The sequence below is a fragment of the Klebsiella sp. GL120222-02 genome, from assembly GCF_003097195.1.
GTDB classification, from domain to species: domain Bacteria; phylum Pseudomonadota; class Gammaproteobacteria; order Enterobacterales; family Enterobacteriaceae; genus Klebsiella; species Klebsiella variicola.
In genome coordinates this window covers 700,318-712,451 of the sequence record NZ_QEQO01000001.1, presented here as the reverse complement: position 1 = coordinate 712,451, position 12,134 = coordinate 700,318, and the positions used below count along the sequence as shown (strand labels likewise).

The following is a 12,134-nucleotide window of genomic DNA, read 5'->3' as shown; positions in this document are numbered from 1 at the left end:
GAATCCTGGGCACGGCGGTACCCGGTCTGTTTTATTAAAAAAGCGCAGCAAGTATTACGCTAAATAACAGCGATGATGTCGCGTATCTGCTGCAGCTGTTGGTCACTGAACTGCACCGCGTAGCGGCTGTCGCCCACCTCATGACCCATCAGTTGCAGGGCTTTTTTCACTGCCGCGGGTGAGAACGCCACCTTATACAGATCGGTGCGCAGGCCCGTCACGCGCTCCTGCGCCTGGCGCGATCCGGCGATATCCCCGGCGTGAAACAGCGACCAGATCGCGTTGATTTCAGCGGGGGCGACGTTGGCAAGCCCTGAGATGCAGGCCGAACAGCCGTCGACATACCCCTGATGGATAAGGGAGTCCGGCCCGTTCAGAACGTCGAAACCGTCAATGTCGCGTACCGCGTCAAGAAAGCCTTTCAGGCTGTCGTAGCTGCCGGCGCTGTCCTTAATGCCGACGATATTCTCGTGTCGGGCCAGCTGGCGTGCCGTCTCCGGAGCAATGGTGTTCCCGGTGCGGGCGGGAATGTTATAAAGAAAAAGCGGGACGCTCAGCGCGTCGGCGATCGCCGTATAGTGGTTAATCAGCTCTTCCTGCTTCAAGGGTACGAACCACGGGGTAATGGCCGATACCGCGTCAACCCCGAGGCGGGCGATCTGCTGGCCCAGCCGGCGAGTCTCACGGGTGGAAATCTCCCCGATATGCGCTACCACCGGCGCGCGTCCGGCGGCTTCTTCCACGCAGGTTCTGGCGACGGCGATCTTCTCCTCCTCATTGAGGACAAAAAACTCGCCATTGGTGCCGCCGCAGAAAATCCCGTTGCCTGCGGCGAGCTGGCGCTGCACCTGCTGGCGTAGCGCTGGCAGGTTAAGGGCTCCCTCGGCGGTAAAAGGGGTGACGATGGCGGTGAGTACGCCGCTAATGGCTCTCCTCATTTTCTTTCTCCTGTTAGGCATGTTCTGGAAACAGCGTTTGATAGATAGCCGCAATCTCTTCGCGGCTGACGCTGCAGGGGGCGTTGTTCATCAGGCGCTTGACGTTTTGCGCCGCTGCGCTGAGAGCAGGGATGCTCTCCCTGGGCACGCCGAGCGCGGCAAGGTTGTCCGGCAGGGGCAGTCGTTTCACCAGCGCCGCCAGCCACGCGACCAGCGCATGGGATTTCTCTTCCTCACTGAGCGTGCGATCTGCGTCGGGGATCAGATCCCAGACCTGAGCGAATTTTGCCACCGCGTGGGGGCGGACCACCCGCATGCAGGGCGCCAGCAGAATGGCGTTAGCCACCCCGTGCGGCAGGTGCCAGGTACCGCCAAGCGGATAGGAGAGCGCATGCACCAGATGGGTGCCGGCATGGTTGATCGCCGCGCCGCCGTACCACGAGGCCCAGAGCATCTCCAGCTTCGCCGTCAGATCCTGCGGCTGATCCACCGAGCGTTCGATATGCCGCACCAGCTTGTGTAAACCGATTAACGCCGCGTTGTCGCTCACCGGATTGGCGACGGTGGAGGTAAAGCACTCCAGCAGATGACACAGGGCATCGATGCCGGTCGACGCCGCGATGCTGGCCGGCATGCTGGTGGTCAGCTCCGGCAGCAGGGCGACATAGTCCGGCAGCAGCACCGGGGAGATGATCCCCACTTTGGTCTGCTGCTCGGGGATCGCCAGAATGGCGTTCGGCGTCGCTTCGGAGCCGGTGCCGGCGGTGGCCGGGATCAACAATGAGCTAATCCGTCGTTGCGGCAACTCGCCTGCCAGCATGGCCGTCAGAGAGGGCGCCTCAGTATGCAGGAGCACCGAGAGCAGTTTCGCCACATCCAGTACGCTCCCCCCGCCGATGCCCACGATCATCTGGGGCTGACTGGCGCCCAGTTGGCTGACAATCTGCGCCACATCGTGATGGCTGGGCTCTGCCGGTACTGTGTCAATGACCTCAACCTTACGCCCTTCGGCCGCCAGCAGGCGATGGATCGCCTGGGTCGCTTCCAGCGCGCCAACGTTCTGGTCGGTCACCAGCAGGATGCGGGTTTTACCTGACAACAGCGGGAGCAGGGCCGTTGAGGCGCCCGCCCCGCTGATGATTGTGCTGTGTATCGTCGCCACGCGTTTCTCCTTGGTAGTAATTGATTGAATTCAATCATTCATGAATCGTGTCACTCGTCTGGTGGGGAAAAGTTATAATTTATACGGCAGTTTAATAACTTGAGCTTGCTCACATTTAATCAAATATGATTGAATATAATCAATTTCAAATTTTCATCGACCACAAGGCAGAACAATGAACGATGGTAATAACCAGGTGCTGGTGCTGGCAGATGACTTTACGGGAGCCAATGACGCCGGTGTCAGCCTCGCTGAGGCGGGCATGTCGGTGGAAGTGGCCTTCAGCGCCGGGCAACCATCAACCGCCCGGGCGTTAATTCTCAACAGCGACAGCCGGGCAATGAGCGCCGCCGCCGCCGCGGACAAGGTCACCGGTCTGCTGCGCGGCGCGGCAAGATTTGTCCCGCACTGGCAGGTAAAGAAGATCGACTCCACGCTGCGCGGCAACCTTGGCGGCGAACTGGAGGCAATGATGGCGGCGCACGGCTGCCGGCTGGCGGTGGTGGCCCCGGCGTATCCGGCGGCCGGGCGGCATACCCGGGACGGGCGCTGCTATGTGCATGGGGTGGCCCTCGATCAGACCGAATTTGCCAGCGATCCGAAAACGCCCGTGAGCCGGGCGGAGATTAGCGAAATTATCGCCATGCAGAGCCGTCTTCCCTGTCTGATGTTGAACGCTGCCCAGCTTCCGGAGGCATTAGCGACGGCGGGCGAGGAGAAGCGAGTGTTGATTGTCGACGCCTGGGAAGACAGCCATCTGGACCAGGTGATCGACGCCGTTGCACCCCATGCGCGGGAGACCCTGCTGGTCGGCTCGGCGGGACTTTGCGAGGCGCTGGCGCGCCGCCTGCGCCGCTGCGAGCAGGGGCCGCTACTGGCGCTGGTTGGTTCGATGAGCGAGATGGCGCAGCGCCAGGTCGCTGCGCTGCAGGCTCATTCCCGAGTGAGAAAGATCGAAATAGATGTCGAACAGGCCTTTAGCAGATCGCCGAAGGAGGAAGCCTCGCGGATCGCCGAGGTGCTGCGTGAGGGTCATCACTGCGTGGTGACCACCCGCCCGAATAACGCCGCCCGGCACGGGATTGAAGCCCAGTGTAACGAACGCGGTCTCAGCCGCGCAGCCTACGGGGAGCACATCTGCGCCTGGCTTGCCGACGTCACGGCGCAGGCGGTGGCGCTGTGCCCACCGGGCGCCCTGTACCTCTCTGGCGGCGATGTAGCCATCGCCGTCGCGCACGCGCTCGGCGCCACCGGATTTCAGATCCGTGGGCGGGTGGCGCAGTGTGTGCCTTACGGGCACTTTCTCGGCGGTCGCTGGTCACGGCCGGTGATGACCAAAGCAGGGGGATTCGGCACCGACACTACGCTGTTAAATGTTGTGAATTTTATTGAGGAGAAACTGAGTGTCTAACATGATTGCAGTGACAATGGGCGACCCGGCAGGGATTGGTCCGGAGATTATTATCAAATCCCTCGCCGAAGGGGCGCTGAGCGGCGCGCCGGTGGTGGTGGTGGGCTGCGCGCAGACGCTGCGGCGGATCCTGGCGCTGAATATTACGCCGCGGGCGGAGCTGCGCATCATTGACCATCCCGCCGAGGCGAGTTTTTCCCCAGCGACCATCAACGTTATTGATGAACCGCTCAGCGACCCGCAGGGGCTGCGCCCTGGCGAAGTTCAGGCCCAGGCAGGGGACCTCGCGTTTCGCTGCATCAGGCGGGCGACCGCGCTGGCGCTGGACGGCGCGGTCGCGGCCATCGCTACCGCGCCGCTAAATAAAGAGGCGCTGCATCTCGCCGGGCACGCTTTCCCCGGCCATACCGAACTGCTGGCCCACCTGACGCAGACCACCGATTACGCCATGGTGCTCTATACCGAGAAGCTCAAGGTTATCCATATCACTACTCATATCGCCCTGCGCCAGTTCCTCGATACCCTCAACCAGCCGCGAATCGAGACGGTGATTGGCGTGGCGGATCGGTTTTTGCGCCGGGTCGGCTATCAGCGTCCGCGCATAGCGGTTGCCGGCGTTAACCCGCACGCCGGGGAGAACGGCCTGTTTGGCGATGAAGAGATCCGCATCGTCGCCCCGGCGGTCGCCGCCATGCAGGCGCAAGGGATAGAGGTCACCGGCCCCTGTCCACCGGACACGGTGTTTATGCAGTGTCACGAAGGTATGTACGACATGGTGGTGGCGATGTACCACGATCAGGGGCATATCCCGCTGAAGCTGCTCGGGTTCTATGATGGGGTGAATATCACCGCCGGGCTGCCGTTTATCCGTACCTCAGCGGATCATGGCACCGCGTTTGATATTGCCTGGACAGGTAAAGCGAAGTCTGAGAGCATGGCAACCTCCATTGAGCTCGCCATGCACATCGCGCAGGAATAACATGAAGGGATATAACCGGTTAGAGCAGATTATGGACTTCCTGAAAAGCCATAATCTGGTGACAGTCGACCAGCTGGTGGCGGCGACCAACGCCTCGCCGGCCACCATTCGTCGCGACCTGATCAAACTCGATCAGGAAGGGGTGATCAGCCGTACACATGGCGGGGTGACGCTGAACCGGTTTATTCCTTCCCAGCCGACGACGCTGGAGAAAGCCCAGCGCAGTCCGCTGGAAAAGCAGGCTATCGCCAGCGCGGCGGCCGCGCTGGTGAAGGCCGGCGACGCGATTGTGCTTGACGCCGGCACCACCATGATTGAGCTGGCGCGGCAGATCACCCATCTGCCGCTGCGGGTGATCACCAGCGATTTACATATCGCGCTGTTTTTGTCGGAATTTAAGCAGATAGAAGTGACGATTATCGGTGGGCGCATCGATGACAGCAGCCAGTCGTGCATCGGCGATCACGGCCGCCGCCTGCTGCAGACCATCTGGCCGGACCTTGCCTTCGTCAGTTGCAACGGCTGGGACCTCGAGAAGGGGATCACCGCCCCGACGGAGGAGAAGGCTGCCCTGAAACGTGATCTGATGGCTAATGCCCGGCGGCGCATCCTGCTGGCGGACAGCTCCAAATACGGCGCCTGGTCACTGTTCAATATTGCCCCGCTGGAGTCGTTGACCGATATCGTCACCGACGCCCATCTGCCGGAGGCGACCCGCGAGGCGCTGGTGACCCTTTCCCCACAGCTGATCATTGCCGACTGACTTGCAGGCTGCCGTCAGGGCAGACGGGCAATATTGGCCTTGATCACCGCCATCGACTGGCTGAACGTCGCCTGCTCCTCGGCGGCCAGCTGCAGTTCAATAATCTGCTCCACGCCACCCTGGGCCAGCACCGCCGGCACCCCTGCCGCCGCGCCGCTGACGCCGTACTCACCGTCAAGAATGCAGGAGACTGCCAGCGCACGGTGGCTGCCGGTGAAGATATTGCGGCAGATCTCGGCGATGGTGCCTGCCACGCCATATTCGGTGCAGCCTTTGCCCGCGTAGATCTCAAACCCCAGTTTTCGTACTTTTTCGGCCATTGCCTCGCGGTCGAGCGGCCGGCCGGTACGTTGCTGATAGAGGTCGGCGATCGGCGAGCCATACACCGAAGAGTGTGACCATACCGGAAACTGGGTATCGCCATGCTCGCCGAGGATAAAAGCGTCGATGCTCTGGGCGCCAATATCCAGTTCCTGCGCCAGCAGGCGACGCAGGCGGGTGGTATCCAGCCAGACGCCGGTGCCCAGCACCTGACTGCGCGGCAGGCCGGAGAGCTGCCATACCTGCCAGGTGATGATGTCGCAGGGGTTGGTGGCCACCAGAAAGATGCCGTTAAACCCGTTGGCCATCATCGTCGGCACAATACTTTTCACAATCTTCGCCGTCGTGGTCAGTTCATCCAGCCGACTCTGACCGGGGCGCAGCGCACCGCCGGAAACGGTGATCACCGCGATATCGACATCAGCGCAGTCGCTGGCTTCCCGGGTGGAGATGGTCATCATCCCCGGCAGATAGGCCGCGGCATCGCTGAGATCCTGGGCATGGGCCTCGGCACGCTGTTGGTTAAGGTCGACGAGGATCAGCTCCTCGCAAATGCTCTGGTTGAGGAGGGCGTAGGCCGCCGACGCGCCGACATTGCCGGCGCCAATAATCATCACTTTACGGGCTTTGGTGTGCATATTCAGATCTCAAGTACGAACGGCAGGGGATAAAATTACTGTGTTTCAGCGAGTTAGCGCAAGAGGTGGGCAGCAATATAAGTTAATGCTATGGCGGAAACGGGCCGAGGGCGCGCTACAGTGGCGTAAAAAAAGGAGTTCACCTATGTATACCGTTACCGACATCGCCCCCACCGACGCAGAATTTACCGCCCTGATTGCCGCTCTCGACGCCTGGCAGGAGACACTCTATCCGGCAGAGAGCAACCATTTGCTGGACCTCAGCCAGCTGCCGCCGCATACGGTGATCGCCCTGGTCATCCGCAGCGCGCAGGGCGAGGCCGTTGGCTGCGGGGCTATCGTCCTCAGTGAGGAAGGTTTCGGCGAGATGAAGCGGGTCTATATCGATCCGCAGCACCGCGGACAGCAGCTGGGAGAAAAGCTGCTGGCGGCACTGGAAGCGAAAGCGCGCCAGCGCGACTGTCATACGCTGCGGCTTGAAACCGGTATCCATCAGCATGCGGCCATCACCCTCTACACGCGCAACGGCTACCAGACCCGCTGCGCGTTTGCGCCGTATCAGCCCGATCCGCTCAGCGTGTTTATGGAGAAACCGCTGTTTGCCGATCTTCGTTCAGCAGCGCTATAAACGCCTCCAGCTGGCGGGTTTTGGCGCCCCGGCGCCACACCAGCCAGGTGGTTAACCAGCGCCACTCTTCGGCCAGCGGCCAGGCGGAAACCTGCTGATGACCGGGCATACTCTCCAGCATACTGCGCGGGATCAACGCCAGGCCCGCGCCGGCGATCACGCAGGCCAGCATCCCATGGTAAGACTCCATCTCGTGGATCCTGCCCGGGGTTGCTCTGTCGGCATGGAACCAGCTCTCAAAATGCCGGCGGTAGGAGCAGTTGGCGCGAAAGGCGTAAACGTTGGCCCCGTTCACTTCGCTGGCGCGGTCGATGGGCGCGTGGCCGTACGGGGCGACGATCATCATCTCTTCCGGGAACACCGGCAGCCCCTCCAGACCCGGATGCACCAGCGGGCCGTCAACGAACGCGGCGCTCAGGGCGCCCTCCAGCACGCCGTCGATCATCGTCCCGGAAGGGCCGGTGGAGAGCGCCAGGTGAATTTTCGGGTAGCGCTGATTAAAGTGGGCCAGGGTGGTGGGGATCCGTACCGCCGCGGTGCTCTCCAGCGAACCAAGAGAAAACAGTCCCTGGGGTTCATCGCCTGCCACCACCATCCGCGCCTCGTCCACCAGGGCGAGGATCTGCTGGCTGTAGCGCAAAAAGCTGTGTCCCGCAGGCGAGAGGCGCAGGCGCTGGTTCTCGCGGATAAACAGCTCTACGCCGAGGTCTGCTTCCAGCTGGCGGATGCGGGTGGTGAGGTTGGACGGCACGCGATGCACTTTCTGCGCCGCCTGGGTAATGCTGCCGGTGGTGGCGACAGCGTTAAACATCTCTAGCTGAGTCAGGTCCATACTATTCTTCTTTTGTGAATGCGTTGCTTAATATTATTCATTTTCAATGAATGGAAAGGTAAGCCAGAATACGGTTACTTCGCAAGCAACGAGAGAGAGAATAACGATGAATTTATCTGCAACGCACGCGGTTTCCGTCAACCCGACTACCGGTGAGGTGGTCTCCTCGCTGCCCTGGGCCAGCGAACGCGAGGTCGATGCGGCTATCGCTCTCGCCGCGGCAGGCTATCGCCAGTGGCGTCAGACGCCGCTCGCCGACCGCGCCGACGCCCTGCGTCGCATCGGGGCCGCGCTGCGCGCCCGCGGGGAAGAGGTGGCCCAGATGATCACCCTCGAGATGGGCAAGCCGATCGCTCAGGCGCGCGGCGAGGTGGCGAAATCCGCCAACCTCTGTGACTGGTACGCCGAGCACGGCCCGGCGATGCTGGCGACGGAAGCCACCCAGGTGGAAAATAACCAGGCGGTGATTGAGTATCGTCCGCTGGGCGCCATTCTGGCGGTCATGCCGTGGAACTTCCCGGTCTGGCAGGTGCTGCGCGGCGCGGTGCCGATCCTGCTGGCCGGCAACAGCTACCTGCTGAAGCATGCCCCGAACGTGATGGGCAGCGCCCGCCTGCTGGGCGAGATTTTTGCCGCCGCCGGCCTGCCGGATGGCGTGTTCGGTTGGGTGAACGCCACCAATGACGGCGTTTCGCAGATCATCAATGATGACCGCATCGCGGCGGTGACCGTCACCGGCAGCGTCCGCGCCGGCAAGGCGATTGGCGCCCAGGCGGGGGCGGCGCTGAAGAAATGCGTGCTTGAGCTGGGTGGCTCCGATCCCTTTATCGTGCTCAACGATGCCGACCTGGATGAGGCGGTAAAGGCCGCCGTCACCGGCCGCTATCAGAACAGCGGCCAGGTGTGCGCCGCGTCGAAACGCTTCATCCTCGAAGCCGGTATTGCCGAGGCCTTCACCCGCAAATTCGTCGACGCCGTGGCGGCGCTGAAGATGGGCGACCCGCGCGATGAGCAAAACTACGTCGGACCGATGGCGCGTTTCGACCTGCGCGATGAACTGCACCAGCAGGTGACCGCGACCCTTGATGAAGGGGCAACTCTGCTGCTGGGCGCGGAAAAAATCGAAGGGGCGGGCAACTACTATGCGCCAACGGTGCTGGGCAATGTCACCGCCGGGATGACCGGTTTTCGTCAGGAGCTGTTTGGTCCGGTAGCAACCCTGACCACCGCTCGCGACGCTGACCATGCGCTGGCCCTCGCCAACGACAGCGAGTTTGGTTTGTCTGCAACGGTCTATACCACCGACGAGGCGCAGGCCCAGCGCTTCGCCCGCGAGCTGGAGTGCGGCGGCGTCTTCCTCAACGGCTACTGCGCCAGCGACGCCCGCGTGGCCTTCGGCGGCGTGAAGAAGAGTGGTTTTGGTCGCGAGCTGTCACATTTTGGTCTGCACGAGTTCTGTAATGCGCAGACCGTCTGGAAAGACCGTCGCTAATCAACGTTAGCCCCCTGACGACCGTCGTCCACGTCTGCTATACTCGCCCACCAAATTTCGATGGTGGGCAAGGAGCTGCATGTGGCGGCGGTGATCAATAACGCAATGCTGGAAGCCATTCTGGCAGAAATCAGGCCGCTGATTGGCCGCGGTAAAGTGGCGGATTACATTCCGGCGCTGGCCAGCGTCAGCGGCGATAAGCTTGGCATTGCGATCAGTACGGTAGACGGGCAGCACTTCGCCGCCGGCGATGCGCATGAACGTTTTTCCATCCAGTCTATCTCCAAGGTATTGAGCCTGGTGGTGGCCATGAACCACTATCAGGAAGAGGAGATCTGGCAGCGGGTGGGCAAAGATCCCTCCGGCCAGCCCTTTAACTCCCTTTTGCAGCTGGAGATCGAGCAGGGCAAACCGCGAAACCCGTTTATCAACGCCGGGGCGCTGGTGGTCTGCGACATGCTGCAGAGCCGGCTCAGCGCCCCGCGTCAGCGGATGCTGGAGATTGTCCGCCGCCTGAGCGGCGTGGCCGATATCGCCTACGATCCGGTGGTGGCCCGCTCTGAGTTCGAGCATTCGGCGCGCAACGCCGCCATCGCCTGGCTGATGAAATCCTTCGGTAACTTCCATAACGACGTCGCCACCGTGCTGCAGAACTATTTCCACTACTGTTCGCTGGAGATGAGCTGCGTTGAGCTGGCGCGAACCTTCCTGTTCCTCGCCGATCGCGGTATCGCCCCGCACCTGGAGGCACCGGTTATCGCGCCCATTCAGTCCCGTCAGGTGAATGCCCTGATGATGACCAGCGGCATGTACCAGAACGCCGGCGAATTCGCCTGGCGCGTTGGCCTGCCGGCGAAATCGGGCGTCGGCGGCGGAATTGTGGCGATTGTGCCGCAGGAGATGGCGATCGCCGTGTGGAGCCCGGAGCTTGATGACGCCGGGAACTCGCTGGCCGGCGTGGCGCTGCTGGAAAAACTGACTCAGCGGATGGGGAGGTCGGTGTTCTGATGGTTGAGCAGGATCGGTTGTTTGCCCGTCTGGCGCGCTCGACGTTTCGTTCACGCTTTCGACTCGGGGTCAAAGAGCGGCAATACTGTCTTGATAAGGGGCCGGAGATCATCGACCAGCACGCTGGGGATTTTATCCGCCAGCGGCTGGCGCCCGCCGAACCGATGAACGACGGTAAGCAGACGCCGATGCGCGGCCATCCGGTATTTATCGCCCAGCATGCGACCGCCACCTGCTGCCGCGGCTGTCTGGAAAAATGGCACGCCATTCCCCACGGCCGCGCGCTGAGCGAGCAGGAGCAGCGCTATGTGGTGCAGGTGATCCATCACTGGCTGGTGCTGCAGATGAACGGCCCGTCTGTGCGGTAATCTGCATTTGATCGGCGCCGGAGTATGCCTGATAAATATTCTCATGTTATGATAATCCGCTAACTAATTATTAACATAATAATTGCCTGAAACAATTAGACGGATAATTACTGAATGTCTTCACTGTCGATTCGGTCATTTACGCTGTTTCGTGAAGAGCAGCCCGTGCGCGACGCACTGGTATTATTCACGTTAACGCTACTACTGCATTTTCTGGGGGCTATGCTGCGCCTGGTGCAGGAGCTCTCATTCTTCTGGCCGCTCAATGCCGTGATGGCCGGGATCTTTGCGCGCTATGTCTGGCTTAATCGCAGCTATTTTTATGCCGTCTGTTTTGCGGCAATGCTGGTTTATGACGGACTCACTTCGCGCTGGGGGATGGGCTTTGCCTCATTGCTGATTAATTTCTCCAATATTGTCTTTATTGTGGTGCTGGCGCAGCTGGTGCTGTGGGATAAGCGACGCGCCGACTCCATGCCCGGCCCGATTAATGCGCTTAATTTATTCTGTTTTTGCCTGTTTGCCGCCTTATTGTGCGCCGCCGTCGGCGCCCTGGGGTCGGTGGATGTTGAACGCGCCACCTTTATTCCCCAACTGGCAGACTGGTTTAGCGAACAGTTCTCGACAGCGGTGCTGATCCTGCCGTTTATTCTGACCCTGACGTTGCCTTCGGCATTAAGCGGTTTTCGTTTTCGCCAACTGCTGCCCGCGCTGGCGCTGGTGCTGTCGATAGCCCTCGGCGTGGCGGTGGGCGGCGCCGGCAGCATTACCTTCCCGTTGCCGGCCCTGATCTGGTGCGCCGTTCGTTATCCGCTGCCGCTGACCTGCCTGTTAACCTTTCTCACCGGCATCAGCGAGATATTGCTGGTCGCCAACTCGTTAATTCACTTTTCGCCGGATGCGCGAATGCAGCCGTGGCAGCTGTTCTCCACCCGCCTCGGCATTGCCGCTATGCTGATTAGCCCGGTGATTGTCGCTTCCAGTGTCGAAGCGATTAACACGCTGGTGAAACAGCTGGCCCTGCGCGCCGATTTTGATTTTCAGACCCGGGTGTATTCCCGTTCCGGACTGAGCGAGGCGCTGAAGCGTCAGGCGTTGCCCGCCGATAAGCTGCTGACGGTGATGGTGCTGGATATCGATGGCTTCAAACGGGTGAATGATGCTCTGGGCCATGAAGGCGGCGATTGCGTATTGACCCAGTTTGCCCAGCAGGTTCGGCAACTGGTGGACGAGCAGGGGATGGTTGCCCGCATTGGCGGTGAAGAGTTTGCGGTGGCGGCGGTCGTCGACAGTACCCAGCAGGGCTATTTACTGGCGGAAAAAATCCGCCATGGGGTGGAGTCGCAACCCTTCGGCCTGGGGCAGAATCCAATCCACCTGACCATCAGCATGGGGCTGGAGACGCGCGAGGTGGGGTACGCTCGCATCACGGAGCTGTTTAACCAATTGCTGATGGCGGCAGACGAGGAGATGGTCAAAGCCAAACAGACCGGTCGCAATCGCATCTGTATGCCAGCGCTAACCGAAAGTGCACCATAAGAAAATCCTATACGGAATCCGCTTGTGTTAATTTTTGGTTAAAAACATAGTGATG

General features: G+C 61.1%; 12 protein-coding genes. 8 read left to right on the top strand and 4 right to left on the bottom strand.

What is annotated here, in order from left to right:
- Positions 1-59: 59 nt before the first annotated feature.
- Positions 60-938 (bottom strand): dihydrodipicolinate synthase family protein, encoded by an 879-nt coding sequence (locus N438_RS03555; protein WP_116696085.1) that lies wholly within the window; start codon positions 936-938, stop codon positions 60-62.
- A gap of 13 nt (positions 939-951) precedes the next feature.
- Positions 952-2,100 carry an iron-containing alcohol dehydrogenase gene (locus N438_RS03550; protein WP_012541772.1) on the bottom strand — a complete coding sequence of 383 codons (1,149 nt, stop codon included), beginning with the start codon at positions 2,098-2,100 and terminating at the stop codon, positions 952-954.
- A 175-nt stretch (positions 2,101-2,275) separates the two neighbouring features.
- Here N438_RS03550 and N438_RS03545 point away from each other — a divergent pair, with 175 nt between their 5' ends.
- From N438_RS03545 to N438_RS03535, 3 genes are read left to right on the top strand one after another with little or no spacing between them, the layout of a single operon-like run.
- Entirely contained in the window at positions 2,276-3,511 is a 1,236-nt protein-coding gene (locus N438_RS03545; RefSeq protein WP_116696084.1) for a four-carbon acid sugar kinase family protein, read from the top strand.
- The gene (locus N438_RS03540) at positions 3,504-4,490 is read left to right on the top strand and encodes a D-threonate 4-phosphate dehydrogenase (protein WP_012541770.1); all 987 of its coding nucleotides are present in this window, start codon (positions 3,504-3,506) and stop codon (positions 4,488-4,490) included. Before N438_RS03545 ends, N438_RS03540 begins: the two co-directional genes overlap by 8 nt.
- Position 4,491: 1 nt before the next feature.
- Positions 4,492-5,253, top strand: coding sequence for a DeoR/GlpR family DNA-binding transcription regulator (locus N438_RS03535; protein ID WP_012968265.1), 762 nt, complete (start codon positions 4,492-4,494; stop codon positions 5,251-5,253).
- Between the two features lie 14 nt (positions 5,254-5,267).
- Here N438_RS03535 and N438_RS03530 read toward each other — a convergent pair whose 3' ends face one another.
- Positions 5,268-6,212 (bottom strand): L-lactate dehydrogenase, encoded by a 945-nt coding sequence (locus N438_RS03530; protein ID WP_038422530.1) that lies wholly within the window; start codon positions 6,210-6,212, stop codon positions 5,268-5,270.
- Positions 6,213-6,357: 145 nt separating this feature from the next.
- Between N438_RS03530 and N438_RS03525 the strand changes: the two genes are divergently transcribed.
- Positions 6,358-6,840, top strand: a complete 483-nt coding sequence (locus tag N438_RS03525) for a GNAT family N-acetyltransferase (RefSeq protein WP_038422531.1) — start codon at positions 6,358-6,360, stop codon at positions 6,838-6,840.
- Here the strand turns inward: N438_RS03525 and N438_RS03520 are convergent.
- Positions 6,794-7,672 carry a LysR family transcriptional regulator gene (locus N438_RS03520; protein WP_008804951.1) on the bottom strand — a complete coding sequence of 293 codons (879 nt, stop codon included), beginning with the start codon at positions 7,670-7,672 and terminating at the stop codon, positions 6,794-6,796. The genes N438_RS03525 and N438_RS03520 overlap by 47 nt on opposite strands.
- Positions 7,673-7,778: 106 nt before the next feature.
- Between N438_RS03520 and sad the strand changes: the two genes are divergently transcribed.
- The 4 genes from sad to N438_RS03500 all read left to right on the top strand — a co-directional run bounded on the left by sad (position 7,779) and on the right by N438_RS03500 (position 12,079).
- Positions 7,779-9,164 carry a succinate-semialdehyde dehydrogenase gene (gene sad, locus N438_RS03515; protein WP_023297590.1) on the top strand — a complete coding sequence of 462 codons (1,386 nt, stop codon included), beginning with the start codon at positions 7,779-7,781 and terminating at the stop codon, positions 9,162-9,164.
- Between the two features lie 81 nt (positions 9,165-9,245).
- Entirely contained in the window at positions 9,246-10,172 is a 927-nt protein-coding gene (glsB, locus tag N438_RS03510) for a glutaminase B (RefSeq protein WP_008804949.1), read from the top strand.
- Complete coding sequence (locus N438_RS03505) at positions 10,172-10,540, top strand: DUF4186 domain-containing protein (RefSeq protein ID WP_016160995.1); 369 nt, start codon at positions 10,172-10,174, stop codon at positions 10,538-10,540. Before glsB ends, N438_RS03505 begins: the two co-directional genes overlap by 1 nt.
- A gap of 114 nt (positions 10,541-10,654) precedes the next feature.
- The gene (locus N438_RS03500; protein ID WP_016160996.1) at positions 10,655-12,079 is read left to right on the top strand and encodes a GGDEF domain-containing protein; all 1,425 of its coding nucleotides are present in this window, start codon (positions 10,655-10,657) and stop codon (positions 12,077-12,079) included.
- Positions 12,080-12,134 lie beyond the last annotated feature (55 nt).

Coding starts and splice junctions, on each gene's coding strand:
- N438_RS03555 (WP_116696085.1), bottom strand. CDS start 938: ATGAGGAGAGCCATTAGCGGCGTACTCACCGCCATCGTCACCCCTTTT.
- N438_RS03545 (WP_116696084.1), top strand. CDS start 2,276: ATGAACGATGGTAATAACCAGGTGCTGGTGCTGGCAGATGACTTTACG.
- N438_RS03535 (WP_012968265.1), top strand. CDS start 4,492: ATGAAGGGATATAACCGGTTAGAGCAGATTATGGACTTCCTGAAAAGC.
- N438_RS03530 (WP_038422530.1), bottom strand. CDS start 6,212: ATGCACACCAAAGCCCGTAAAGTGATGATTATTGGCGCCGGCAATGTC.
- N438_RS03525 (WP_038422531.1), top strand. CDS start 6,358: ATGTATACCGTTACCGACATCGCCCCCACCGACGCAGAATTTACCGCC.
- N438_RS03520 (WP_008804951.1), bottom strand. CDS start 7,672: ATGGACCTGACTCAGCTAGAGATGTTTAACGCTGTCGCCACCACCGGC.
- sad (WP_023297590.1), top strand. CDS start 7,779: ATGAATTTATCTGCAACGCACGCGGTTTCCGTCAACCCGACTACCGGT.
- N438_RS03505 (WP_016160995.1), top strand. CDS start 10,172: ATGGTTGAGCAGGATCGGTTGTTTGCCCGTCTGGCGCGCTCGACGTTT.
- N438_RS03500 (WP_016160996.1), top strand. CDS start 10,655: ATGTCTTCACTGTCGATTCGGTCATTTACGCTGTTTCGTGAAGAGCAG.